Raw genomic sequence first — 25,662 nt, forward strand, 5'->3', positions numbered from 1 at the left:
CCACAGGTACTGCGCAGCCCTGAAGAGCAGTGCGGTCCCCGTGGGAGCGGGCAAGCCCGCGAATAGGCCGGCAAAGCCAACCTCACCCTCATTGCCTACACTGTCCCTGATTGCCTCTGATTTCCTCAGGAGCCACCATGGACGATTCCAGCCAGGGCAAGCCCCCGACCTTCTGGCAGATGCTGCACAGCATCCTCGCTGCAGCCTTCGGCGTGCAAAGCGGCAAGAACCGCGCCCGCGACTTCACCCACGGCAAGGCCAGCCATTTCATTGCGCTGGGGACGCTGTTCACCCTGATATTCATTGCCGTGCTGATCGGCCTGGTGCAATTGGCCCTGCACCTTGCTCGCTAGCCTGTGCCGACCCCTTCGCGGCTAAAGCCGCTCCCACAGGGACACCACAGTGCTCAAGGCCTGTGCAGTACCTGTGGGAGCGGCTTCAGCCGCGAAAGGGCCAGCACAGGTAAAGCAAAAACGCCTGCAGGATTCCCTCCCGCAGGCGCTCAGGCTGCATCATGGTCTTGAATACAAGTCTACTGGTGGCTGACCCAATACACGGCAGTGACCACCACCAGGACGATCAGGCAGAGGATCGCCCAGGCATCGACGCTGCTGTCAGCTTTGCGGACCTTGGTTGAGTTTCCCATTGCATTGCCTCTTGTAGTGGTTATGGGAATGCACTTCACCACCAGCAGTTAAGACGAGCAATGCCCTTCTCTCAAGCAGGGTCTTTCAATAATTGATCGGTGATGTCAGAAATGGGTACTGGTAGTCGGGCGGCCGTCCTTCGGCACTGTAATGCTGGAAATCGATGCCGTAGTCGGGCTGTTCCAGCAGTTTCAGCCAATGGGTTGCCTTGGCCTGGTCGATCGGTTGCAACACCGGCACGCGATGCTCGCGCACGCCATCGCGGTTCACCGCCAGCCCCAGGGCATCATCGTGCAGCATCACCATGGCCCAGCCGCCGAGGGTGAAATGCCCGCCCATCAGCGCGCTAAGGCGCCCGTCGATACGTGCGTGCAGAGCCTCGGGCGAGCTGTTGATGGCGCTGAACAGCACATCGCGCCCCGGCTTGCGCCCCGCCTCCTCGAACGCCTGCATGGCACCAAAGGCCATTTCGTCATTGGCCGACCACACCAGACGGGTGGCCGGGTAACGCTCCAGCAGTTGTTGCGCCTGCTCGTAGGCGCGCTGACGGCTCCAGCCGCCATACACCACCTGGCGCAAGCGCACCTGAGGGAAGTCGGCCAGGGCCCGACGCATGCCTTCCTCGCGCAGCTGCGAGGCCGGAGTGGTCTTGACCCCGGCAAACGCCAGCAAGTCTACCGGCCCGCTGTCACGGGGCAATTGCGCGACCATCTGGTGCAACATCTGGAAGCCCGCCTGCTCGTCGTTGGCCGTCAAGGTGCCCAGCAGCTCGGCATACTTGTCGGGCTGGGCCTCGATGCTGCGGGCCTGGCTGGCAGTCAGGCCGTTGTTGACCAGGAACAGCTTGACCCCGCTGCCGCGCGACAGCCGCAGGATCTCCGGCGCCACGTACTGCTCATTGACCACTACCAGGTAATCCGGGCGCTGCGCCCCGCCCAGGATCGCCCTGGCCTGGGTCAGCGCCAGGTCGGCGCGGCGTTCGCTGTATTCAACGCGCAGGGTCATGCCCAGCTCGTTCGCGGCGGCCTGCATGAAACGCGTATAACTGGTCCAGAACGCCTCGGTGGATAGCCCCGGGTTGAGGAAAACCACCGAAGCCGGTTGTGCGCTTGCCGCCAGCGGCAAGGCAAGACACAAGCTTTGGCACAACGCCTTGAGCATGGGCTGACATCCCTGCAAAGCAAACATCGGATTATAAACGCCAGGCCACACCCAGCGCACAAATGGCAGTCAGTCTCACATAGTCCATTTGGTTCTTTTCATATGCAAAAACATCACTTTAGCGCATAAACGCAACCTGCTATCGTTCCCCGGCTCCGAAGCGGAGTGCGCGGCCGTGCGCGCGAATAGCTGCATGCCTGAGACAGGACTTTTATGTACGTATACGACGAGTACGATCAGCGGATCATCGAGGACCGCGTCAAGCAGTTCCGTGATCAGACCCGCCGCTATCTGGCCGGTGAGCTGAGCGAAGAAGAATTCCGCCCTCTGCGCCTGCAGAACGGCCTTTACATCCAACGTTTCGCACCGATGCTGCGCGTCGCCGTGCCGTACGGCCAGCTTAACGCCACCCAGGTCCGCACCCTGGCCAGGATCGCCCGCGACTACGACAAGGGCTACGCCCACATCTCCACCCGCCAGAACGTGCAGTACAACTGGCCGGCCCTGGAAGACATCCCGGACATCCTCGCCGAGCTGGCCACCGTGCAGATGCACGCGATCCAGACCAGCGGCAACTGCCTGCGCAACACCACCACCGACCAGTTCGCCGGTGTGGCCGCAGACGAAATCGTCGACCCGCGCCCGTGGTGCGAAATCGTCCGCCAGTGGACTACCTTCCACCCGGAATTCGCCTACCTGCCGCGCAAGTTCAAGATTGCCATCAACGGCTCGCAGGAAGACCGCGCCGCCATCGAAGTGCATGACATCGGCCTGGAGCCGGTGCGCAATGCCGCTGGCGAGCTGGGCTTCCGTGTGCTGGTCGGCGGCGGCCTGGGCCGTACTCCGGTGGTGGGCTCGTTCATCAACGAGTTCCTGCCGTGGCAGGACCTGATCAGCTACCTCGACGCCATCCTGCGCGTGTACAACCGTTACGGTCGCCGTGACAACAAGTACAAGGCGCGCATCAAGATCCTGGTCAAGGCCCTTACCCCGGAAGTGTTCGCCGAAAAGGTCGAGGCCGAAATGGTCCACCTGCGTGGCGGCAGCACTACCCTGACCGAAGCCGAAGTACAACGCGTATCGCGCCACTTCGTCGACCCCGAGTACCTGGCGCTCGACAATGTCGACTACAGCGCTCTGGATGCCGAAAACCCGGGCTTCGCCCGCTGGCGCTCGCGCAACACCCGCGCCCACAAGCGCCCTGGCTACGTGGCCGTGACCCTGTCGCTGAAGCCGACCGGCGTTGCCCCTGGCGACGTGACCGACAAGCAGCTGGACGCCGTGGCCGACCTGGCCGAGCGCTACAGCTTCGGCTTCCTGCGCACCTCGCACGAGCAGAACATCATCCTCGCCGACGTGGAGCAGCGTCAACTACACGCCCTGTGGCTGGAACTGCGCGAAGGCGGCTTCGCCACCCCGAACATCGGCCTGCTGACCGACATCATCTGCTGCCCGGGCGGTGACTACTGCTCGCTGGCCAACGCCAAGTCGATCCCGATCGCCGAATCCATCCAGCGCCGCTTCGACGACCTGGACTACCTGTTCGACATCGGCGAAATCGACCTGAACATCTCCGGCTGCATGAACGCCTGCGGCCACCACCACGTGGGCCACATCGGCATCCTCGGCGTGGACAAGAAGGGCGAAGAGTTCTACCAGGTGTCGCTGGGTGGCAACGCCGCGCGTGGCGCGAGCCTGGGCAAGATCCTCGGCCCGTCGTTCGCCCAGGATGACATGGCCGATGTGATCGAGAAGCTGATCGCCGTGTACGTCGAGCAACGTACCGAGGAAGAGCGTTTCATCGACACCTACCAGCGTATCGGCATCGACCCCTTCAAGGAACGCGTCTATGCAGCGAATCATTAAAAACAACCAGATCGTCGACGAAACCTGGCACCTGCTGCCCAAGGAAACCTCGTTTGACGAGCTGACCAACTGCGACGACTACATCGTCCCGCTACAGATGTGGCGCGACCATGCCCACGCGCTCAAAGCCCGCGACGGCGGCCTGGGCATCTGGCTGGACAGTGACGAAGAAGCCGAAGAAATCGGCGAAGACGTGCAGCACTTCCAGGTCATCGCCCTGAACTTCCCGGCCTTCACCGACGGGCGCAACTACTCCAATGCGCGCTTGTTGCGTGACCGCTACAAGTTCAAGGGCGAGCTGCGCGCCATTGGCGACGTACTGCGCGACCAGCTGTTCTTCATGGCCCGTTGCGGCTTCGACGCGTTCGCCATCCGTGCCGACAAGGACCCGGAAGACGCGCTGCAAAGCCTGAAGGACTTCTCGGTGACCTACCAGGCCGCCACCGACGAGCCGCTGCCGCTGTTCCGCCGCCGCTGATCGTCATGCTGTGCCTGACGGCCCGCCTTCATGGCGGGCCGTTGCGTTTTCGGGTCAAAATTCAAGTTCGCTGATGGCGCGCCGACATCACGTACGAACGTACCAGAAAACGCAGGGAGCGTGAATGAATCCGATTACACCGATCATACGCACGACGCAGACCTACATGCCTGCCGCTACCGCACCTCCAGGCATTGCCATAAAAGCCGCAGAATCCACAGCTGCGAGCAACGAGGTCAGCATTGGCAAGTCGCCGCCCAGCGCCGACATTGGCATCTACAACGCCAAAGGCACCCTCGGCAATGGGCAGGTTCGCCACATCTGGGAGCACAACGGCATCGACAAGCTGAGCCTGAACATGTACAGCGCGATTCAGGCCTCTTCCACCGCTTCCCGGTTCCAGGGCCTGGGCGCAGCGTTGCTGGAACAACTGGCAGCCAACGGCGGGCAACGTATCGCCCAGTCAGGCCTGGCAGTTGACAGCGGTACGGCAACCGAGCCCCTGCTGCTTGGCCTGCAACAGGCCAGGCTGCGCGAGTTCGCCACCGACCGCGTGACCTTCACCCTGAACACCGCGTCCGGCGCGACCGTTTCACTGGGGCTGTTCAACAGCGACAGGGGCCTGGCGGTAGATGCCGAGGTGCTCGGTGGCGACCTGACAGCCAGTGAACTAAAAGGCCTGGCGATGATGGCGGACAGCTTCCAGACCGCCGTCAACGGCCTTGCTCAAGAACCTCCGAGCCTGAAGCTCGGCGCGCTGGTGAAGCTCGACCCCGCGCTTTTCACCGGCCTGCAATTCGAAGCACAACTGCAAACCGCAGGCGGCGCTCAGCAGACCTTTGCCCTGCAGATGGATGAGCATACGCGCAGCCTTGAACTCCAGGGACCGTCCGGCAATGTGAAGATGAACTTCGACACCCAGGGCGGCACCTTGCTCGGCAGCGAGACGCAACGACAGGCAGCAGTGTCGAACTACCTGACCCAGTTCGATGCTGCACAGCAACGCGGAAACGGCGATGAACAGCTGATGACGCTGTTCAAGGATGCTTTCCGCCAACTCAATAGCGTCGACGACGCCGCCCTGCGCCCGGCGGGTCATGACACCTGGTCAAGCAGGACCAGCCGCCTGCTGCTGAGTGGCATGGCCGACTTCAATGCTTCGCTCACCACACCCGAGAAGCGAACCAACCCCATGCGGCGGGAGGAAGTAGACAGCTTCACTTACAACGTTTCACAAACCACCACCCGCAAGGGCGGAGCAGCCAACCTGAGCTTGCAACAGGACCAGCAGAGCGCGCTGAAGGCCTCCTGGCACGAGAGCCTCAACCCTTGGGTAGAGCTGCAACTAAGCCTCGACAGCAAATCGCAGGACTACCGTTACCATGAGGTGGATGACGAAGCCAGCAGCTCGACCCGCATAGGCTTTGTCAACAACGTCCTGGTCGAGGCCACTGCTACGCAACAGGCCAGCCAGCGGGAGCGTGTACGCACTTACCAGCAAGCCGAACTGCAGTCCGATGTCACCACCTCTGCCTCGGCCGAACAGTCACGCGACCTGCTGGACATGCTCGAAAAACTTCTGGCCCAGGACCGGCAGGCGCGGCGACTTGGCCTCGCCTCGAGTCTGGAGCAACAGGTCCAGTCGCTGCGAGGCCTGTGGTTGCTGCAGTCCAACCCGTCGCTGATCGACGACTGATCATTGCATCTGCCTGCCCCTATCGCCCTTCAATGGGCGCTTGGGGCAGATTGGGTGGCTCACGATCACGACCGAGCTGCCTATTGTTGACTGCGGATCAAAGGACCTTGGCCCCGCCGCCCCTTAATCTATCCCCGCCAAACCCGCACACTGCTGCCACACGAACGTACCGAGCGTCCCGCCTCGGTTCCGTTCACCTCTCTCAAGCAGCAGGAGCAGATCCATGAGCATTCCATCCTTCGGCCTCGGCACCTTCCGACTCACCGGCCAAGCCGTCATCGATTCGGTCAAGTCCGCCCTGGAACTGGGCTACCGGGTCATCGACACCGCACAGATCTACCAGAACGAAGCCGACGTCGGCCAGGCCATCGCCGAAAGCGGCGTACCGCGCAGCGAGCTGTTCATCACCACCAAGATCTGGGTCGAGAACTACGCCGCCGACAAGCTGATCGCCAGCCTGCGCGACAGCCTGCAGAAACTGCGTACCGACTACGTCGACCTGCTGCTGATCCACTGGCCAGCCCCAGGCAACGGCGTTGAACTGCCCGAGTACATGGCCGCCCTGGCCGAAGCCAAGAAACTGGGCCTGACGCGCCAGATCGGTGTGTCCAACTTCAACATCGAACTGACCCGCCAGGCCATCGAAGTGGTCGGCAAAGGCGAAATCGCAACCAACCAGATCGAACTCAGCCCGTACCTGCAGAACGTCAAGCTGACAGCGTTCCTCAAGGAGCAAGGCATCACCGTCACCTCGTACATGACCCTGGCCTACGGCAAGGTGCTGAAAGACCCAGTACTGGCCGACATCGCCGCCAAGCACAAGGCCACCGTCGCCCAGGTTGCCCTGGCCTGGGCCCTACAGCTGGGATACGCGGTGATCCCGTCGTCGACCAAGCGCGAAAACCTGGCCAGCAACCTGCTCGCCCGTGACCTGAAGCTGGACGCCGACGACATGGCACGCATCGCCAAGCTCGAGCGCAATGGCCGCGAAGTCAGCCCTGACGGCCTGGCGCCAATCTGGGACTGAAGCCATGACCACGCCCCTTGAACGCCTGACGGCTGGCGGCTTCAGCATCGGCCTGGAAGCGCCGCTGGACCACGACTGGACGCCCGCCGGCGACCAGGCGCGGCGCCGCGACGGCCGCCAGTTCGGCGAGCCGGACCTGGCCCGCCACGCAGAACTGGCACAACTGGCCGACCGCCTGGGCTACCGCGCCCTGTGGGTTCGCGATGTGCCGCTGTACGACCCGTCGTTCGGCGACGCCGCCCAGGTGTTCGAGGTGTTTGCCTACCTCGGCTACCTGGCCGGGGTAACCCGCGACATCCTGCTCGGCACGGCTGCCGTGGTGCTGCCGATTCGCGAACCGCTGCTGACCCTGAAATCGGCCAACAGCGTGCAGCGCCTCAGTGGCAACCGCCTGCTGCTGGGCGTGGCCAGTGGTGACCGGCCGGTGGAGTACCCGCTGTTCGGTCGGGATTTCGAGGGGCGTGGCAACGCATTCCGCGAACAGGTCGCGCTGCTGCGTGATGGTGCCAACGGCCACCTGCCCGAAGGGCTGGCCATGTTACCCGGCACCGCTTCGCCGCTACCATTGCTGGTAGCCGGCCTGGCGCAGCAGAGCCCGGAATGGATCGGCAGCAACCTGGACGGCTGCCTGGCCTACCCCGGCACACCGGAAGACCACCGACACCGGGTCGCCGCCTGGCGCGCGGTGGCGGGCAACAAGCCCTACAGCAGCTTCATCCACCTGGACCTGGCGGACAACCCCGACGAACCGCTGCAACGCTGGCGCTTCGGTTTCCGCGGCGGGCGCAAGGCGCTGGTGGCCGAGCTGGGCGCCCTGCGCGCGGCGGGCGTCGACCATATCGGCCTGCACCTGCGGCGTAACGTGCGACCGCTGGACGAAACCCTGCACGAAATCGCCGAATACGTACTGCCACAGTTCCATGAGACACCAGTCAAACTGACGGAGGCCACCCCATGCCCATTGACCGAGTTGGCCGCGCCGGAGCACGCGCAATGAACGCCGGACGCGTCCTGTTTGCCCTGGCCATCGGCGCCTTCGGCATCGGCACCACCGAGTTCACCCCGATGGGCCTGCTGCCGGTGATCGCCCAAGGGGTTGATGTCAGTATCCCCAGCGCCGGCATGCTGATTACCGCCTATGCCATCGGAGTGATGGTCGGTGCGCCGATCATGACCCTGCTGTTCAGCCGTTTCGGCAAACGCGCCGCGCTAATGGCGCTGATGGCCATCTTCACCCTCGGCAACCTGCTGTCGGCGCTGTCACCGGACTACTACACCCTGCTCGCCTCACGCCTGGTCACCAGCCTCAACCACGGCGCGTTCTTCGGCCTGGGCGCGGTAGTGGCTGCCAGTGTGGTGCCCAAGGAGAAACAGGCCAGTGCCGTGGCCACCATGTTCATGGGCCTGACCATCGCCAACATCGGCGGTGTGCCGGCCGCCACCTGGATCGGCCAGCAGGTCGGCTGGCGCATGGCCTTTGCCGGTACCGCCGTGCTGGGGCTGCTGGCCATGGCCGCGCTGTGGTATGCCCTGCCCAAGGGCGAACGCGGCAGCGTGCCGCACGTGCGCAAGGAGCTGGCGGTCATCGCCCGCCCCAGCGTGCTGCTGGCAATGGCCACCACCGTGCTCGGTGCCGGCGCCATGTTCACCTTGTACACCTATGTCGCACCGGTACTGGCCGAACTGACCGGCGCCTCGGACAGCTTCGTCACCCTCGGCCTGGTGCTGATCGGTGTGGGCTTTACCCTGGGCAACAGCCTGGGTGGCCGCCTGGCCGACTGGTCGCTGGATGGGGCGGCGCGGATCTTCCTCGCGGCACTGGCGGTGATCATGCTGCTGATGCCGCTGGTGCTGGGCAGCCACATCGGCGCCGCCATCGCCTTGCTGGTGTGGGGCATGTTCACCTTCGCCGTGGTACCGCCGCTGCAGATGCGGGTGATGATCGCCGCCATCGAAGCACCGGGGCTGGCCTCGTCGATCAACGTCGGCGCGTTCAACCTGGGCAATGCCGTGGGCGCGGCGCTGGGCGGTGCGGTGATCAGCCTGGACCTGGGCTATGCGGCAGTGCCGATGGCAGGTGGCGTGCTGGCGGCTGCCGGGCTGCTGCTGGTGTGGCTGGGCGGGCGTAGCAAGGCTGCCGGGCAAACCGCAGCCGACGCAGCCTGATAAAGCCCCCCTGTAGGAGCGGCCTTGTGTCGCGATGGGCCGCACAGCGGCCCCAGATTTTCAGCTTCGCAGCATGAATTGCTGGGGCCGCTGGGCGGCCCTGTCGCGACACAAGGCCGCTCCTACACGTGGACCGCGCCTGCCATGGCACCTCAGCATTGTTCCACGCACTGCAATTATGATGTGCCAGGCACACCCATTCTCTGTTCGGCCAGCGGCTACTACTCTCCTACAGGCCAATCGAACTGAGGAGTATCCCGATGTCCCGCCCACCCCTGCCACCCTTCACCCGCGAAAGCGCCATCGAAAAGGTCCGCCTGGCCGAGGATGGCTGGAACGGCCGCGACCCGGCCAAGGTCGCGCTTGCCTATACCATCGACACCGTCTGGCGTAACCGCGCCGAGTTCCCCCGCGGCCGTGCCGAGGTCGAGGCGTTCCTGACCCGTAAATGGAACCATGAACTGGAGTACCGCCTGATCAAGGAGCTGTGGGCCTTCACCGGCAACCGCATTGCCGTGCGCTATGCCTACGAGTACCACGACGACAGCGGTCAGTGGTACCGCGCCTATGGCAACGAGAACTGGGAGTTTGCCGACGACGGGCTGATGCAGAACCGCCACTCGAGCATCAACGAGCACCCTATCAGCGAAGCCGAGCGCAAGTTCCGCTGGCCGTTGGGCCGGCGCCCGGATGATCACCCCGGGCTCAGCGAACTGGGGCTCTGATCAGCCCGGCGGCAGCATGACCCTGACTTCCAGCCCACCACCCGGGCGGTTGGCCAGGGTCACGCTGCCGCCCTGCTCGAGCACGATGGCCCGTGCTGCTGGCAGGCCCAGCCCCACGCCACCGGTATTGCGGTTGCGTGAACCTTCGATACGGTAGAACGGCGCGAATACCTGCTCATGCAGCTCCGGCGCGATACCCGGCCCGCGATCCTGCACGGTAATCTCGATCTGCCTGGCGCTTACCGCCAACACCACCATGGGCTCAAGGCCGTACTTCGCCGCATTGTCGATCAAGTTGACCAGCACACGTTTGATACCCACTGGCCGCCCCGTATACACGCAGCGGCGGGGCCCGCTGAGGCCGACCTCTACCCCTGCATCCTTGAAGTCGTCCACCACGGTCAGCAGCAACTGGCCCAGGTCGAACACGGTGCTCTGTTCCAGCCGCGCGTCATCACGGAAGAACCCCAACGCCGCATCGACCATCGCCTGCATCTCGTCGACATCCTTGAATAGCTTGGCCTGTAGCTGGGCATCGTCGATGAATTCGGCGCGCAAGCGCATGCGCGTCAGCGGTGCCCGCAAGTCGTGGGAAATGGCCGCAAGCATCTGGGTACGGTCGTTGAGAAAATGTTTGAGCTGCGCCTGGGTGGCATTGAACGCGAGAATGGCCTGGCGCAGGTCGTGCGGGCCGACCACCGGAATGGGTGGGGCATTGAAGTCCTTGCCAAAACGCCGCGCACCTTCGGCAAAGCGCTCCAGCGGCTTGGCCAGGTAGCGCGTGGCCAGCAGCGCGACGACAAGGCTGGAAACCAGCATCAGCCCGAGGATGATCAGGTTGCGCGGCAGTTCATCCAGGCCCCAGCTACGGCTGGTGGCACGGAACAGCACCCAGGACTTGTCGCTCAGCTCGATCATCAGCGCATAACCACGTTCAGGTGCGTACTGCGGCATATCGGACGGTTCGAAAGCCTCGATCCTGGCGTCCGGGCGCTTGAGCAGTGCGCGCAGGATAGGCGTGCCCTGGCTGAACTCGGCATCGACCAGCGCCGGCACGCCCGCTTCGTCATGGCGGTGCAACCATCGCACGGAGTATGAGCCGTCGCCCGCCGCACTGGCGATGTTGGCACGCTGCGCCACAGGCGCGGCGTCGAGGATGCGGGTGACCGCTGCAACCTTCTCGATCACCCCACTCTCCAGCAGTGGTGGCTGCGCCCAGACGCTCAGCAACAGGCTGAACAGCACCTTTAGCAAGAGCAAGAACAGCATCGCCGTCAGAGTGGTCAACGCGATCCAGCGGGCGATGGTGATTCTGGGCCGCGGCAGGGCCTGACGAACCCTGGCCAGCAACTTCATCGCTTCGCGACCGTGGGCGTGAACAGGTAACCGGCGTTGCGCAGGGTACGGATCAGGGGTTCGTTGCCGTTGTCGGTTTCAAGCTTGCGACGCAGCCGGCTCACCTGTACGTCGATGCTGCGGTCATAGGCGTCGTAGGCATCGCCACGGGCCATGTCCAGCAACTGCTGGCGGCTGAGCACCCGCCGTGGATGCTCGGCGAACACCAGCAGCAGCTCGAACTCACCGTTGGACAAGGGGATCATGACGTTGTCCGGCGAACGCAGTTCGCGCCGCACCACATCCAGCCGCCACCCGGCAAACTCCAGGGTCGCGCAGGCATGGCCCGCCGTGCCACCGGGAGTTTCACCGGCACGTCGCAGCACTGCCCTCACCCGGGCCAGCAGTTCACGGGCGGCGAACGGTTTTGTCAGGTAGTCGTCTGCCCCCAGCTCCAGGCCAACCACCCGGTCACTCAACTCGCCCATGGCGGTGAGCATGATCACTGCCACCTTGTGCTCGGCCAGCAAACGCTGGCACAACACCAGGCCACTGTCGCCTGGCAGCATCACATCCAGAATGACCAGGTCCGGCACCCGCCGCTCGACGGCCTGCCAGAGCGCCTTGCCATCCCTGGCCACATCAACCTCGTAGCCATGCTGGCAGAGAAACTTCTGCAGCAGGTCGAGCACCTCGACATCATCGTCGACTATCAGCAAATGGCTCACAAAAGCACCGCAAAACAAGGTTACCAAGCCGTACTTTAAGGCCATCCCCACGCAGCCGTCATATATTTCAACCCGGAAACAAAGTGTCGATGCCGAGACAATCCGGACATTCCCAGGCAAAGAAAACTGCGCAGCATCGCCGCCAGTTCTTGCCAGGAATGCATCCATGTCCCGTTCATCATCCGCCTCCCGCTCAGTGCGCTCTGCCGCGCTGGCCTTGTCGCTGCTTGCGGCGGGAGGCTGCAGCCAACGTGCGCCGGCCACGGCTGCCTGCGGTAATGTCGCCTATCAGGTCAGTGACCCGGCCGAGCCCGCCAACCGTGCCGTGTTCGCTTTCAACCGCAGGGTCGACGACTATCTGCTGGCCCCCGTCGCACGGGGCTACAGCGCGCTGCCCGGTTTTGCCCGACAGGGCATGCACAACTTTGCCAGCAACTTCGGTGAGCCCAAGGTGTTCGTCAACGACCTGCTGCAGGGCAATGGCGAACGGGCGATGACCAGCCTCAGCCGCTTCATCTTCAACACCACCCTGGGTGTGGCAGGGCTGGTCGATGTGTCTGGCAAGATGGGTCTGAGCCAGCATCGCTCGGACTTTGGCCAGACCTTCGGGGTGTGGAACATTGCCGCTGGCCCCATCGTCGAACTGCCACTGCTGGGCACCCACAACCTGCGCGATGCCACTGGCACAGTACTGGGCTTGGCGCTGGACCCGTTTGGCGGCAACAGCGATACCGTCGAAACCATGGGCAACCTAGCCACGGCCGGCGGCATTGTCGATGCACGGGCCGAAGCACTGCCATTGACCGACCTGCTGCGCACCTGGCCTGACTACTACCTTGCGCTGCGCGACTACAACGCGCAGCGGCGCAGCAACCGGGTGGCAGAAGGCAAGGCCGGCGAGCCGGGAGCGTGGCCAGTGGATTGTGCAGGGGGTGCCCGTGAGGAATGATGCCCAAGCCGCCATGCTGCTGTTCAGGCGCCTGGAAGGCGCTGCCCGGCAACCGCTGTTGCTGCACGAACTGGAGGCCCGGGTTTCGGCCGATGGCCGGAGCCTGGTGCTGAGCCGCTATCGCGAACGCTTTACCGCCGACGGCAAGCCTTACCGGCATGAGGCTCATCGCAGCGTACCGATTGCAGCATTGCTGCGCTGGGTGGCGCGGCACGAGCGATGAATCCGAGTGCGGCCGGGTATTAGCAGGGACCTGTGGGAGCGGCTTTAGCCGCGAACACCGGCGCAGCCGGTGCCATGCACCGCGTTGGATTCTTCGCGGGTAAACCCGCTCCCACAGGGCGCGCGGACCGCTTGCAAATGCAATTCTCTACCCAACAGTGCAGCCCAAAGGCCTCGGCAAATTTCCTAAAGGAATTGCGTTTGGGCGTCTGGCCCAAGATGTCCGAAACGCGACAGTAGCTGCCTGTTCGGCGTGAGACAGGCAACCCGGGTACTGACTAACCTGCCCCCGCAATGCCTTGTTCCCTTTCGCCAGAAGAAGATCGCCCATGACGACCTCCACCGCCTCCATGGCCGCCACCACACCTGCCGATCAACCCCAGGGCTTTCTGGTCCGCATCGTCGGCGCCGCCGCATTCGCCCACCTGCTCAATGACCTGATCCAGGCCGTGCTGCCATCCATCTACCCGATGCTCAAGAGCGATTTCACGCTGAGCTTCGCCCAGGTAGGCTGGATCGCCCTCATCTACCAGGTAACCGCATCCCTGCTGCAACCCTGGGTCGGCCTGTACACCGACAAGCACCCGCAACCCTACCTGCTGCCGGCCGGCATGCTGGTGACCCTGGTGGGCATCGCCCTGCTCGCCTTCGCCGGCAGCTATGAAATGCTGCTGGTGGCCGCAGCGGTGGTCGGCGTGGGCTCGGCGACCTTCCACCCAGAAGCCTCGCGAGTGGCCAGGATGGCCTCTGGTGGGCGCTTCGGCACCGCGCAATCGACCTTCCAGGTCGGTGGCAACACCGGCTCGGCCCTCGGCCCGCTGCTGACCGCTGCCATCGTCATACCCTACGGCCAGCCGGCCATCGCCTGGTTCATGCTGGCGGCTGCGCTGGCGGTATTCGTGCTGTTGCGGGTGACCGGCTGGACCGTGCGCCACGGCCAGACCCGGCTCAAGTCCTTCGCCGGCCAGCAGGCCCCCGGCCTGTCGCGTGGCGCCATGTGGCGTGCCGTGGCGGTCATCGCCGTGCTGATGTTCGCCAAGTTCGTCTACATCGCCTCGTTCACCAATTACTTCACCTTCTACCTGATCGAGCATTTCGGCCTGAGCGTGCAGCACAGCCAGTTGTACCTGTTCATATTCCTCGCGGCCGTGGCACTGGGTACCTTTGCCGGTGGCCCGGTGGGTGACCGTATCGGGCGCAAGGCGGTGATCTGGGTCTCGTTCCTCGGCGTGGCGCCCTTCGCCCTCGCCCTGCCCTACGCCAACCTGGCCTGGACGGCGGTACTGGCGGTGGCCATCGGCCTGGTGATGTCCTCGGCCTTCGCCGCACTGGTGGTGTACGCCCAGGAGGCCGTGCCGGGCCGGGTGGGCATGGTGTCGGGGGTGATGTTCGGGCTGATGTTCGGTATCAGCGGCATCGGCGCCGCCGGGCTTGGCGAGCTGGCCGACCGGCATGGCATCGCTTGGGTGTACCAGATCATCTCGTTCCTGCCGCTGCTGGGGCTGGCCACGGCGCTGCTGCCAGCAACCCGCTCGCAAGCCCGCCCCAGCCGCTGCTGTTAAAGTGGGCGCGCCAGGCTGGCCAGTACAAGGGGGAGCGAAATGCTGAAGCCGCAACACGAATTGCTGGTGGAGGTGGATGAGTGGAGCTGGGAGGTCGGCAGCCGTGCGACGGACTACCCGACCGACTGGTTCATCGAGCCCCACAGCCATGCCAAGCACCAACTGATCTATGCCATCAAAGGCCTGATGATCGTCGAGTCCGGTAACGAACGCTGGACCGTGCCCCCCAGCCGCGGCGTATGGATGCCCTGCGGCCAGGTGCACGCGATCCGCTGCGTGGGCGATGTGAAGATGCGCAGTGTGTTCGTGCGCACCGACGCGGCAGTGCAGTTGCCTGCGCAGAGCAAGGCTATCAGCATCTCGCCGCTGCTCAGCGAATTGATCAAGGCCTCCGTGGGCTTTACCGCGCCGTTTGCCGAAGATTCGCGTGAAGCCCGGGTGATGCGCCTGATCCTCGACGAGATCTGCGTGCTGCCGACCTTGCCGCTGAAACTGTCTCAGCCCGGCGACAAGCGCCTGCAGGCAATCTGCTCCGCGCTGCACGAGCGGCCTGACGATAACGCCACCGTGGCCGACTGGGGCCAGCAGCTGGGGGTGGACGAAAAGACCATCCAGCGCCTGTTCCGCAAGGAAACCGGCATGACCTTCGGCCAGTGGCGCCAGCAGGCGCGGCTGATGCAGGCACTGGAGCGGATCGCCCTGGGCGAGCGAATCATCGATGTGGCGGGGACGCTGGGGTATGACAGCCCTAGTGCCTTCGCCAGCATGTTCAAGCGCCAGTTCGGCATCACGCCGAGTCAGTTCTTCAAATAGCCTGTAGGAAACATATGAGATCGCCCCCGCGTCGCCTGATCTCGCGCAGCAACCCTGCCAAGCCGTGTACAGTACCCTCACAACAAAGCCCCCAGAAGGAGCCTGGCACATGAGCGTGACGCTGTCCCCCCTGCAGATCGACTGCGATTTCGATTCCGGCAACATCCAGGTGCTGGATGCCAGCAACCCGGCCCGGGTGCACCTGGCCATCCGCCCCGACACCCACAGCGGCCACTATCAGTGGTTCCACTTCAAGGTCAGCGGGCTGACGCCGGGCCAGGTCCATCGTTTCAGCCTCGACAATGCCTCCGGCTCGTCCTACAAGAACGCCTGGAGCGGCTACAACGCTGTGGCCTCCTACGACCAGCAAACCTGGTTCCGCGTCCCCAGCCAGTTCGACGGCACGGCGCTGTCGTTCGAGGTGAAGGCCGAGCAGCCACACATCTGGTTCGCCTACTTCGAGCCCTACCCGCGCGCGCGCCACAACCAGCTGATCGAACGTGCACGGCAACTGCCGGGGGTCGAATTGCTCGCCAGTGGTCGCAGCGTACAGGGCCGCGACATTCCCCTGCTGCGTGCCGGTGATGGTGCCGCAGGCAAGCGCAAGCTGTGGTTGATTGCCCAGCAACACCCGGGCGAACACATGGCCGAATGGTTCATGGAGGGCGTGATCGACCGCCTGCAGGCCAACGACGCGGTGATCCGGCAGTTGCTGGCCAAGGCCGACCTGTACCTGATCCCCAACATGAACCCCGACGGTGCCTTCCTCGGCCACCTGCGCACCAACTTCAAGGGCAAGGACCTCAATCGCGCGTGGCAGGACGCCAGCGTCGAGCTCAGCCCCGAGGTGTTCTTCGCCCAGGCGCAGATGAAGCAATACGGCGTGGATGCGTTCATCGATGTGCATGGCGACGAAGAGATTCCCCATGTGTTCACCGCGGCCTGCGAGGGCAACCCAGGCTACACGCCGCGGCTGGCCAAACTGGAGGAGCAGTTCCGCAGCACCCTGTGCAGCCTGACCCGCGACTTCCAGACCGTGCATGGCTACACCCGCGACGAACCGGGGCAGGCCAACACGACGCTGGCCTGCAACGCGGTGGGGATGGCGCATGACTGCCTGTCACTGACCCTGGAAATGCCGTTCAAGGACCATGACGACGCGCCGGATGCCGTCACCGGCTGGTCGGGGGCGCGCTCGAAGGCGCTGGCCGGGGCGGTGCTGGAGACATTGGCGAAGATGGTTGGTGATTTGCGCTGAGTGAAACGGCCCATCGCCGGCAAGCCGGCTCTCACAGGACTGCACATGACTCACGGAATTAGCAGGGCCCCTGTGGGAGCGGCTTCAGCCGCGAACACCGGCGTAGCCGGTGCCATGCACCGTGTTGGATTCTTCGCGGCTAAAGCCGCTCCCACAGGTCCCTGCGCTCAGAACTGCACATCCAGAATCACACTGTCGGTATAGGTCGCCGCCGGTGGTGTAGCCTGGTCGGTGTAGACCTTGGCGTTGTAGTTGAACACCTGGCTACCGGTACCGGTACCCGTGCCGGGGTTCACGTCGGCATCGGCGCTGGCCCGTCGCGCAGCCCCTACCGAACCCCAGCGCACCGCACCGGCGCTCTTGAAAATGTCGTAGGCCAGGTAGTTGTTGGCCGCCGACTTCATCCGTCGCCGCCCATTGGCCACGTTCTGCCCGTCATCCAGGCCCACGGTGTAGTTGCTGCCCTTGGTGCACGAAACGCTCAGGCTCTGGCTCACCGTGCCGAACCCCGCCACCACCGGGGCGCTGGCGAAGTTGATGCTGGGTGTGCTGATCTGGCAGTCGTTGGTCACCGTCATGCTTACCAGCAGGGTCCTGGTACCGGAGCCCTGGTCTCGCCCGATGCAAAGCCCGCCAACACCAATCCCGTCGCAATAGTCCCACTCCCATTGGACATCGAGGGTTTCCTGATACAGCCCCGCCGATACGTTGCTGCCTACCTGCGTGCGCATATAGATGGGCACGTTCTTCGGTGTACCGTTAAGCAACCCGAGCAAGTCGAGGATGCCGGTAGTCCTGAATTCGAAGGGGGTGCCACGGGTGATCGGATAGGTGGTTGTGGCGTCGGCATACAGCGTGTAGGGGATGATATCCCCGGTAGGCCCAACCAGGCCGCTGGTAGTAGCAGTAATCTTGATCTTGAAGGAGTCGCTGCTACTGAGCAGGCTGATCACCGAACCGTTGCATTGCAGGCCAGAGTTGGTGCTGGAAGCCGTCTGTACCGTGCCACGTACCTGGGTCGAGTTGAGCGATCCAAACGCCGCCGGCGCTGTCAACACTGATGTGCACTTGGCCCAGGCCGAGCCCGCCCACAGCAACAAGGCGCATGCCAACAACCCACGCCAGCAGGCGTTCACTTGCACACCAACGGGCCAATCAACGGGATGGAGCCTTGCGCTTCAGGCAGGTCGAACGCAACCTGGCAATGCCCGCCCCCTTCCAGCTCCACCTGCAGTCGGTTATACGGCGTCAGGTTCTCCAGATACACCAGGCCATCCCAACCGACCACCGCCTGGCTGCCGCTTTCAGCATGGGTGACACGGCTGCCCAGCTTGAGTGCCTGCCGGTCAGCGTCCACCAGTTCGACACTGGCCGCCAGCACGCGCCTGAGCGGGAACTCCAGCAGGTAACCGCTGCCCCGGCGCACCGCCACCCGCTGTTCCACTTCCGGCGCGAGGATATCCGGCGGCAAGTCCATGGGGTCGATTTCGTACTTGCCGCGGTAGTAACCGCTGCTGTACGGCACCAGCAAGTGGCCGTCGGCATCGGTACGGCCGACTTCCTGGTTTTCATAACGCACCGGCACATCGGCGTAACCTCCGGTGCTGACCACCACGAAGGCATCGTCGATACGGTTGGCAGCGAACAGCCCGGCATCCATCCACACCAGCGAGCCACTGGCGTCAGCCCAGCGGGTCATCTCGCCACTGCTGCCATACAAACCGGCCTGCAACTGCACCGACTGCAAGCGCCAGGTGACATCGGCCTGGCGGTAGGCGTCGCGCTCGCTACCGGCGGCATAGCCCAGGTTGTAACCGACACCACCACCCACCGGCGTGGCGCGGCTGTAGTTCACCCGCTGCAGGGTTTCGCCTTGCTGGCTGCGCTCCATGCCCAGGGCCAGGGTGCCGTGCAGGTCGAACGGGATCACCAGTTGCGCCTGCACCGCCCACTGGCTGTCCCCCACTTCACGGTTGGCCGACAGATACACGCTGCTGTTGCCCCATAGCGGCCTGCTGTAGCTCAGGTTGATCAAGCGCGTACGTGTGCCGTCGCCGGCGCGCACATCGAAATAGCCGGCGCCGATGTTGCCGTATTGGTTCAGGTTCAGGCTCAACGTGACCTGTTCGCTGCGCTGGCTCAGCTGAATGTCACGGCTGTCGACCCGGGTCAGGTCGGCATAGTCGCCGTAACGTTGCAGGCGCTGGTAGCTGAAGCCGATGCGCTGGCTGTTGTACTGGTAGCCGAGGGCGACCTGGTGGCCCTTGTCGCCGTCGAACCGGCTCTGCGCCAAGGCCGCGTTGAGAACGCCGAAATTGCCCAACCGCATGTTGCCGCCCAGGCCGCCCAGCATCAGCGATTCGGCGCTTTCGGCATGAGTCTCCAGGGTGAAGACGTCGCTGACCCCGTAGCGCAGGCTTGCCGAAGCAACCCCGTGGCCGTAGGCAAAATCGCGCAGCCCGTAGTCACGGCGCAGGCTGCCGGCCGCCACCGAATAATCCGCCAGGCCCTGCTGCAGCAGGCTGCTGGTGACGTAGAACGGCAAGGTGGTCGACACCTGCCGGCCGAGGGCATCGGTGGTGACCACCACAGCCTCCCCGGCGCCGTTGATGAACGGCACGTTGGTCAATGTGTAGGGGCCCGGCTGCAATTCGGCGGTGCTGGACTTGTAGCCATTGATGAACAGGTCCAGCGAGGTGGGTACCGCCGCTTCACCGGAGAACGCCGGCAGCGGATAGGTGACCAGGTCGGGACGTGCAGCGAAATCGCGCGACACCTGCAGGCCGCCGACCCGCACCGAGCTGGTCCAGGGCAAGGCCCCAGTCACCAGGTCACCGGCTTCGTAGGTCAGCAGGCGCTGTTCGTCGGTGAAGCGCCAGGTAGTGTCATAGCGCAAGAAGCCCTGGCGCACGTCGTCGGTCGGCGCACCGTTGAACGACTGGCGCCACTGCCCGGTACTGGAGAACGTACCCCAGCTGTCGAACAGGCGCAGTTCGTTCCAGGCCGCCAGGTAGCTGCCACCGTCATCGGTGTCGTTCAGGTACAGATCGTAGTTGAACAAGGCGCCGAAACTGCTGCGCGCATCGCTGGCCGGGTACAGGTTGCGGTCGCCCAGTTGCTGCTCGGGCAGCCAGGCCGGCGGCACTTGCAGCAGCAGGCGCTGGTTCTGGCTGTCGTAGTCGGCATGCAGCCCCACGATGGCCTCCAGCGCCACCTCGCCCTGGGGGTTGCCAGGCGGCGCGATACCGGCTGCCCGCAACACCTCGCTGTCCAGATACAACCGCCCGGCGCGCTGCTGCACCGGCACCAGCTCAGCCTTGGGCATCTGGTTCACCAGCAGCTCGAGGTACAACGTGGCATCGGCGATGGCGGCCAGCTCCGTAGGTGGTGGCGGCAGGTCGTCGGCCAACACCAGGCCAGGGCCGACCAGGGCAAGCCCCAGGCACCAGCGGTGGGTACCCCCTGTCAGCCACCTCACACACGGTTTCCAACCATTGCCGGGTCCCCCATGGCCCCTGCGCGGCATTCAGGCGCAGGCTCATTGGCTTTGGCGGATGGCGTCCGCGCTGCTCTGGCCGTTTACCCTGCCCTTCAGCACGCTGCCGGCATTCGGTACCAGCGGTGCCGGCCAGCGCATGCTGGCCCCCGGCAGCACATAACCCAGCAGGCCATCGGCCAGTGGCTTGCTCTGGCTGCCCTGCTGCACCACCACATCGGTCAAACGCGCATGCACCGCGCCGGTGTTGCGCAGTTCCACGTACGGCTTGCCCTGTACGGTCACCGCACGCCAGCTGAGTTGCGGCTTTCCGACGCCCTCGGCATTGCGCTTGCCCGCGGGATCGGCCTTGCCCCACAGGCCTTCGCCGTAGACGAACAGCGGTACCGAGTAGCGCATCTGCAGGCGGATCGCCGCGGTGGTGCCGGGCTCGGCCTTGTCGACGGGGATGGCGGCAGGGATTTCGTCGATGATGATGCGGTAGGCCTGCTCCTGGCCGACTGGCGAGGGGCCGGTGCGGGTCAGGCGGATCAGTTGCTTCTGTCCGGGGGCGATGCTGGCCACTGGCGGGCTGCCGATGATCTCGCGCTGTGCCTGGTACTGTTCCTGATAGTCCCCCTGGCGCCAGGCGAACACCCGCACCTGCAGGTTGGCCGGTGCAGTACCGCGGTTTTCCAGCCACAGTGCGCCAGCCTTCTGGTCAGCCTCCAGCACCGGGTCGATCGGCCAGATCAGCACCGAGGTGGCCGCCCAGGCCGGCAGGCTCGCCAGCCACAATAGCCCTGTCAATCCACGCGCCCACTTCGCGCCTGCCCCCATGAAACTCTCCTTGGCTACTGGTCGTTGGTGCCGGTGCATTCACCAGGTCACCGTCACTTGCACCACATCGGTGTAGGTCCCGGCCGGCAGCGTGCCGCTCAACTGGACCCGCCCGTACACCGGCAGCTTGATCGCCGTCGGGTCGCTGTAGTTCACGGCCACGCTCTGGCCGATCCCCAGGCTCTGGCTGTAGGCCGCGTCCCGGTACAACTGATAGGCCAGCACTTGCGTGCCCCCCGTGCGCTTGAGGTTGCGTGTGCCGCTGGCACTGTTCTGCCCACCATCCACGCTCATGCTCAAGGCCACCCCCGGGGTGCACTGAAAGGTCACCGTGGTACCGCCCAACGAGGTGCCGATGGCCCCGGTGGCGAGTGCCGATTGCGTACCGTAGTCGAGCGTCCCGTAGCTGCTCACACCGCCAACCACCAGGCACCCGGCGACGATCTGCGCCGTCACCATGAAACTGCTGGTGGTCGCCGCATCCAGGGGCCCGGCCAGCAGTACGCCGAGGCCGCTCAGGCTGCCCGCCAGCCAGATGCGCATGGCTCAGAACGACAGCTCGACGGACACCGTGTCGGTGTACACCCCCGCCGGCAGGCCGGCCTTGCCGCGTGCCTGGCCATACAGGTTGACGGTCTGGGCCGCACCGCTGCTGGTCGGCAAGGTGATGGTGCCGTTGATGGCCAACAGCTGCGTGCGCCCGGTATCGGTGTAGAAGTCGTACGGCACGAAGTTGCCGAGGCCATCCGCCAGCGCACGACTGCCGCCGGCCGACTGGCCATCGTGGGCACCGGCACCCACACGGATCACGGGTACCGTGCCGGCCGAACAGAGAATGCTGATCGCCCCTCCGCCGCCACCGATTACCTGGGCGTCGACGGTGGTGAACAGAGCATCCTTGGTGCCGAAGTCCAAGGCACCGAAGTTCACCCCCGAGGTGCCCGAGCTGCCATTGACCTGGCACGCCGCGGTCAAGGTCAGCTTCGAGTCGATGGTTCCGGTCGTGGCGGCCTGGGCCTGGGAAGCCAGCACCAGGCCCAGACCGGCGAGGATGCAGCGTGAAAGGTTCATTCGCATCGAAGTCTCCTTGCGTCGTTACCAGTCCAGGGTCACCCTGAGGGTGTCACGGTACAGCCCGGCCGGCAGTGCGCGCGGGTGCGCCACTACCACACCGTAGATCGGGATCGGGATCTGCCGGGTACTGCTGATGGTGAAGGCACGTGCCTGGCCGATGCCGTAGCGGCTGTTACCGCCCGGGTCGATCGCCAGTTGGTAGGGGATCAGCTCGCGGCCGTTGCTCAGCCGCCGTATGCCGTCGCTGCCATTCAGGCCGCCGTTGATGCGCACGTTGAACGCCCGCACCTCGGGCGTGCAACTGATCTGCAGGCTGCCCTCGCCGCTCACCTCGTCAACCCGGCTGCGCAGCGGCTGGTCCCAGTTCGGTCCGCGCTCGCCGAAGTCCATCACGCCGGGGTTACCCACCGTTGCCGGTTGCGTCTCGTTGCTACTGATCTGGCATGCGCTGCTGATCACCAGCCGCGCCTGGATGAAACCGGTGCTGGTGCCATGCGCAGCACCACCTGGTACCAGCAGTGGGCCCAGGGAAAGCAGCAGGATCGAGGTGCGGTTCATGGCGTCGGGTCCTTGAGCATGGTGGCATCCCTACCAAGTGACGGTGACTTTGAGCAGGTCGGCATACAGGCCTGCAGGCGGTACCCAGGCCAGCTTGTCGATCCGTGCATGCAACGGCAGCTCGACCGAGCCGCTGTCCGGCACCCGCGCCGAATGCGCCACATTCACCGCCAGCGGTTCGCGCCAGGCAGCGTCGCGATAAAGGCGATACGGGATGGGCCGGGCCGTGTCATCGTCACTGGCCAGAAAGCGCAGCTCGCCGACGCCGCCATGCTGGCCACCGTCAACGCGGACCTGGTAGGGGGTGCCAGGGTTGCATTCCAGCCGTGGCGGGCGCTGGCTCGGCAGCACGCCGGTCAGCGGCGCGCCAGGGCCATCCAGCCGTGCAGCAGCACCCAGATCGATGCGCCCCAGCGCCTGTGCGCCGGCATCGGGGGCCTGGTTGACCAGCATGCAACCGCGCTGCACCAGCACCCGTACTTCCACCAGGAAGTCCGCCGCCATGGCACTGCTGCTCAACATAAGGCCCAACAGGGCGGCCAGGAAGCGCTCCGTCACCTTATTTTCCTTGTCGATGTCTGCTGGTCTGAGCGTAGCAGCGAGATGGTGTCACAGTACTGGCATGCAGCCATTTTTTTGTATTAGCCAAAAAGCGCTATCACTTGAAAAAAAAACCGCACGCCACAGAACGCATTGCCAGCATTCCCCTCAAATGGCCAAAGGCCGTTATCCGGGTCGATATTCTGTTAGGGTGTACCCCTTTCATCCTGCCTAGACTCATGCGGCATGCATGGAAGGACACGACAGGAGCGTTTTCATAGATGATTGCAGACAGCACGCTCACCCAAGCCCTCGAGCGCTGCGCCCAGGAGCCGATCCAGCTGCCTGGCAGCATTCAGCCCCACGGCTTCCTGCTGGTGCTGGACGAAACCGACATGCAGGTACTCCAGGCCAGTGAAAATGTCGAGCACTGGCTGGGCTTACCGGCCAGTGAACTGATAGGTCGCGAGTTTGCCGAACTGGTCAGCGGTGCCTTCGACCTGCGCCTGCACCTGGCCCGCCTGCCGCAGGACGAGGTCTTTCCGTTCCACATCAGCGATGTGCAGCTGCGCCAGGACGCTCCTTTTCGCGGCAACCTGCACCTGCTGGTCCATCGCCACGACCAGGTGCTGATCGCCGAGTTCGAACCCCCTCGCCTGCCAGCGGACCTTGCCGGGCAAGGCGACTACTACCCACTGGTGCGCAGCTTCGTAGGCCGCCTGCACCAGGCCGGCAGCCTCGAGGAACTGCTGCAGCAAGCAGTGCTGCAGCTCAAGCGCATCACCGGCTTTGGCCGGGTCAAGGCCTATCGCTTCGATGCCGAAGGCAACGGCCAGGTGCTGGCCGAGGTGGCCGACCCGGGGTACCCGAGCTACCTGGGCCTGTGCTTCCCCGCTTCGGACATACCACGCCAGGCGCGCGAGTTGTACCGAATCAACCGCATCCGCGTGATCGAGGACGCCAACTACCAGGCTTCGCCGTTGCTGCCCTCTGCCAACCCGCGCACCGGCAAGCCCTTGGACCTGAGCTTTGCCGCACTGCGCAGCGTGTCGCCAGTACACCTGCAGTACATGCGCAACATGGGTACCCTGGCATCGATGTCGTTGTCGATCGTGGTCGACGGGCAACTCTGGGGGCTGGTGTCCTGTCACCACGAACAGCCACGCCCGGTGGACCTGCGCACCCGTACCGCCTGCGAGCTGCTGGCCAGTGTGCTGTCGCTGCAGATCGAGTCGCGCGAGTCCCACGCCAACACTCGCCAGTTGCTGGAGCTGCGCCAACACATCGTGCGCATGATCTCGTCCATGGCCGACCATGACAGTGTTGGTGACGGCCTGCGCGACTTGCCCGAAGTACTGCTGGCCTTCGCCGGCGCCCAAGGTGCCGCGGTCATTTCCGCCGAACGTTGCGACCTGATCGGCAAGACCCCACCGGCCGCTCAGGTAAACGCCCTGGTGCACTGGCTATCGCAGCGTAGCGAAGAAAGTGTGTTCCACAGCGACAACCTGCGCCGCGACATCGACGAGCTGCCCGAGCTCGCGGCCCATGCTGGCGGTGTCCTGGCAGTAGCCATTTCGCAGATCCACTCGCACTACCTGCTCTGGTTCCGCCCCGAGCAAGTGCGCACGGTGAACTGGGCCGGGCAGCCGAACAAACAGGTAGGGCCGCAGGGCAACCTCGACCCACGGCACAGTTTCGAACGCTGGCAGGAAAAACTGCGCGGCTACTGCGAACCCTGGCACCCGCTGGTCATCGAAGGCGTGCAGGAACTGCGCACGGCAGTGCTCGGCATTGTCCTGCGCAAGGCCGAGGAGCTGGCGCAGCTGGCCGGCGAGCTGCGCCGCTCGAACAAGGAGCTCGAAGCGTTTTCCTACAGCGTGTCCCATGACCTGCGCGCGCCCCTGCGCCATATTGCCGGCTACTCCGAATTGCTCAGCGAAACCGAGGGCCAGAGCCTTGGCGAGCGCGGCAGGCGCTTTCTGCAACACATCGAGGAAGCCGCGCACTTTGCCGGGAGCCTGGTCGACAACCTGCTCAACTTCTCGCAGATGGGCCGCTCGGCCCTGCGCCTGTCCGAGGTCGACCTAAACGCCCTGGTCGAGGCCATTCGCAGCGAACTTGCGCCCGACTACCAAAACCGCGAAATTGTCTGGGACATCGCGCAATTGCCCAAGGTGATCGGTGACCCGGCGTTCATCAACATGGCCTTGCACAACCTGCTGGCCAACGCCATCAAGTACACACGTGGGCGCACCCCGGCGCGCATCGGCATCAGCGCCGTGCAACACCCGGGTGAAACCGAGATCTGCATTCGTGACAACGGCGTGGGCTTCGACATGGCCTACGCCGGCAAGCTGTTCGGCGTGTTCCAGCGCCTGCACCGCATGGAAGACTTCGAAGGCACCGGGATCGGCCTGGCCAGCGTGCGTCGCATCATCGAACGCCATGACGGTCGGGTATGGGCCCATGGCAAGGTTGACCAGGGTGCTACCTTCCACTTCACCCTCCCGCGCCACCCCGCGACCACCTGAGGCACCGCTAC

General features: G+C 64.5%; 24 protein-coding genes. 14 read left to right on the forward strand and 10 right to left on the reverse strand.

Features of this window, described 5'->3' with window-relative positions; all coding sequences use genetic code 11:
* Window positions 1-137 precede the first annotated feature (137 nt).
* A complete protein-coding gene (locus J5M58_RS05420; RefSeq protein WP_112252365.1) occupies window positions 138-353 on the forward strand; it encodes a DUF2970 domain-containing protein in 216 nt (71 codons plus the stop codon).
* A 378-nt stretch (window positions 354-731) separates the two neighbouring features.
* Here the strand turns inward: J5M58_RS05420 and J5M58_RS05425 are convergent, their stop codons facing one another.
* Window positions 732-1,808 carry an ABC transporter substrate-binding protein gene (locus tag J5M58_RS05425; RefSeq protein WP_207877393.1) on the reverse strand — a complete coding sequence of 359 codons (1,077 nt, stop codon included), beginning with the start codon at window positions 1,806-1,808 and terminating at the stop codon, window positions 732-734.
* Between the two features lie 213 nt (window positions 1,809-2,021).
* Here J5M58_RS05425 and J5M58_RS05430 point away from each other — a divergent pair, with 213 nt between their 5' ends.
* The 7 genes from J5M58_RS05430 (at window position 2,022) to J5M58_RS05460 (ending at window position 9,766) form a co-directional block, all read left to right on the forward strand.
* On the forward strand, window positions 2,022-3,674 hold the full coding sequence (locus tag J5M58_RS05430) for a nitrite/sulfite reductase (RefSeq protein ID WP_112252363.1): 1,653 nt from the start codon (window positions 2,022-2,024) through the stop codon (window positions 3,672-3,674).
* Window positions 3,658-4,152, forward strand: a complete 495-nt coding sequence (locus J5M58_RS05435) for a DUF934 domain-containing protein (RefSeq protein WP_013971943.1) — start codon at window positions 3,658-3,660, stop codon at window positions 4,150-4,152. The genes J5M58_RS05430 and J5M58_RS05435 overlap by 17 nt, the downstream gene beginning before the upstream one ends.
* Before the next feature lie 124 nt (window positions 4,153-4,276).
* Window positions 4,277-5,848: a hypothetical protein gene (locus tag J5M58_RS05440; RefSeq protein WP_207877395.1), complete on the forward strand. Its 1,572-nt coding sequence runs from the start codon at window positions 4,277-4,279 to the stop codon at window positions 5,846-5,848.
* 223 nt (window positions 5,849-6,071) lie between these two features.
* Complete coding sequence (gene dkgB, locus J5M58_RS05445) at window positions 6,072-6,875, forward strand: 2,5-didehydrogluconate reductase DkgB (RefSeq protein WP_112252362.1); 804 nt, start codon at window positions 6,072-6,074, stop codon at window positions 6,873-6,875.
* Window positions 6,876-6,879: 4 nt separating this feature from the next.
* Complete coding sequence (locus tag J5M58_RS05450) at window positions 6,880-7,872, forward strand: TIGR03571 family LLM class oxidoreductase (RefSeq protein ID WP_112252361.1); 993 nt, start codon at window positions 6,880-6,882, stop codon at window positions 7,870-7,872.
* Window positions 7,869-9,041, forward strand: a complete 1,173-nt coding sequence (locus tag J5M58_RS05455; RefSeq protein ID WP_207877397.1) for an MFS transporter — start codon at window positions 7,869-7,871, stop codon at window positions 9,039-9,041. The genes J5M58_RS05450 and J5M58_RS05455 overlap by 4 nt, the downstream gene beginning before the upstream one ends.
* 260 nt (window positions 9,042-9,301) lie before the next feature.
* Window positions 9,302-9,766, forward strand: a complete 465-nt coding sequence (locus J5M58_RS05460; RefSeq protein ID WP_085592957.1) for a nuclear transport factor 2 family protein — start codon at window positions 9,302-9,304, stop codon at window positions 9,764-9,766.
* On the opposite strand, the gene J5M58_RS05465 is transcribed toward J5M58_RS05460, so the two are convergent.
* Window positions 9,767-11,122: an ATP-binding protein gene (locus tag J5M58_RS05465; protein WP_112252359.1), complete on the reverse strand. Its 1,356-nt coding sequence runs from the start codon at window positions 11,120-11,122 to the stop codon at window positions 9,767-9,769. It lies immediately after the preceding gene.
* Window positions 11,119-11,829 carry a response regulator gene (locus tag J5M58_RS05470; protein WP_112252439.1) on the reverse strand — a complete coding sequence of 237 codons (711 nt, stop codon included), beginning with the start codon at window positions 11,827-11,829 and terminating at the stop codon, window positions 11,119-11,121. Before J5M58_RS05470 ends, J5M58_RS05465 begins: the two co-directional genes overlap by 4 nt.
* A gap of 166 nt (window positions 11,830-11,995) precedes the next feature.
* On the opposite strand from J5M58_RS05470, the gene J5M58_RS05475 reads away from it, so the two are divergent.
* The 5 genes from J5M58_RS05475 to J5M58_RS05495 all read left to right on the forward strand — a co-directional run bounded on the left by J5M58_RS05475 (window position 11,996) and on the right by J5M58_RS05495 (window position 16,633).
* On the forward strand, window positions 11,996-12,778 hold the full coding sequence (locus J5M58_RS05475; RefSeq protein ID WP_207877399.1) for a VacJ family lipoprotein: 783 nt from the start codon (window positions 11,996-11,998) through the stop codon (window positions 12,776-12,778).
* Window positions 12,779-12,791: 13 nt separating this feature from the next.
* On the forward strand, window positions 12,792-13,001 hold the full coding sequence (locus J5M58_RS05480; RefSeq protein ID WP_112252357.1) for a hypothetical protein: 210 nt from the start codon (window positions 12,792-12,794) through the stop codon (window positions 12,999-13,001).
* A gap of 328 nt (window positions 13,002-13,329) precedes the next feature.
* Window positions 13,330-14,562 carry an MFS transporter gene (locus tag J5M58_RS05485; protein WP_207877401.1) on the forward strand — a complete coding sequence of 411 codons (1,233 nt, stop codon included), beginning with the start codon at window positions 13,330-13,332 and terminating at the stop codon, window positions 14,560-14,562.
* Window positions 14,563-14,601: 39 nt separating this feature from the next.
* Window positions 14,602-15,375 (forward strand): helix-turn-helix transcriptional regulator, encoded by a 774-nt coding sequence (locus tag J5M58_RS05490; RefSeq protein WP_207877403.1) that lies wholly within the window; start codon window positions 14,602-14,604, stop codon window positions 15,373-15,375.
* Between the two features lie 109 nt (window positions 15,376-15,484).
* Window positions 15,485-16,633 carry a M14-type cytosolic carboxypeptidase gene (locus tag J5M58_RS05495; protein WP_207877404.1) on the forward strand — a complete coding sequence of 383 codons (1,149 nt, stop codon included), beginning with the start codon at window positions 15,485-15,487 and terminating at the stop codon, window positions 16,631-16,633.
* Between the two features lie 167 nt (window positions 16,634-16,800).
* Here J5M58_RS05495 and J5M58_RS05500 read toward each other — a convergent pair whose 3' ends face one another.
* The 7 genes from J5M58_RS05500 to J5M58_RS05530 form a co-directional block, all read right to left on the reverse strand.
* Window positions 16,801-17,769 carry a spore coat U domain-containing protein gene (locus tag J5M58_RS05500; RefSeq protein ID WP_112252353.1) on the reverse strand — a complete coding sequence of 323 codons (969 nt, stop codon included), beginning with the start codon at window positions 17,767-17,769 and terminating at the stop codon, window positions 16,801-16,803.
* The gene (locus J5M58_RS05505; protein ID WP_207877570.1) at window positions 17,766-20,063 is read right to left on the reverse strand and encodes a fimbria/pilus outer membrane usher protein; all 2,298 of its coding nucleotides are present in this window, start codon (window positions 20,061-20,063) and stop codon (window positions 17,766-17,768) included. Before J5M58_RS05505 ends, J5M58_RS05500 begins: the two co-directional genes overlap by 4 nt.
* Before the next feature lie 108 nt (window positions 20,064-20,171).
* Window positions 20,172-20,948, reverse strand: a complete 777-nt coding sequence (locus J5M58_RS05510) for a molecular chaperone (RefSeq protein WP_207877406.1) — start codon at window positions 20,946-20,948, stop codon at window positions 20,172-20,174.
* Between the two features lie 39 nt (window positions 20,949-20,987).
* Complete coding sequence (locus J5M58_RS05515; protein WP_112252351.1) at window positions 20,988-21,491, reverse strand: spore coat U domain-containing protein; 504 nt, start codon at window positions 21,489-21,491, stop codon at window positions 20,988-20,990.
* Window positions 21,492-21,494: 3 nt separating this feature from the next.
* Window positions 21,495-22,025, reverse strand: coding sequence for a spore coat U domain-containing protein (locus J5M58_RS05520; protein ID WP_112252350.1), 531 nt, complete (start codon window positions 22,023-22,025; stop codon window positions 21,495-21,497).
* A gap of 18 nt (window positions 22,026-22,043) precedes the next feature.
* Window positions 22,044-22,580 (reverse strand): spore coat U domain-containing protein, encoded by a 537-nt coding sequence (locus J5M58_RS05525; RefSeq protein WP_112252349.1) that lies wholly within the window; start codon window positions 22,578-22,580, stop codon window positions 22,044-22,046.
* Between the two features lie 30 nt (window positions 22,581-22,610).
* Window positions 22,611-23,138 (reverse strand): spore coat U domain-containing protein, encoded by a 528-nt coding sequence (locus J5M58_RS05530; protein ID WP_207877408.1) that lies wholly within the window; start codon window positions 23,136-23,138, stop codon window positions 22,611-22,613.
* A gap of 263 nt (window positions 23,139-23,401) precedes the next feature.
* Between J5M58_RS05530 and J5M58_RS05535 the strand changes: the two genes are divergently transcribed.
* On the forward strand, window positions 23,402-25,651 hold the full coding sequence (locus J5M58_RS05535; protein ID WP_207877410.1) for an ATP-binding protein: 2,250 nt from the start codon (window positions 23,402-23,404) through the stop codon (window positions 25,649-25,651).
* The last annotated feature ends 11 nt before the right edge of the window (window positions 25,652-25,662 follow it).

Source organism: Pseudomonas sp. 32_A, assembly GCF_017490905.1.
Lineage (GTDB): Bacteria > Pseudomonadota > Gammaproteobacteria > Pseudomonadales > Pseudomonadaceae > Aquipseudomonas > Aquipseudomonas inefficax.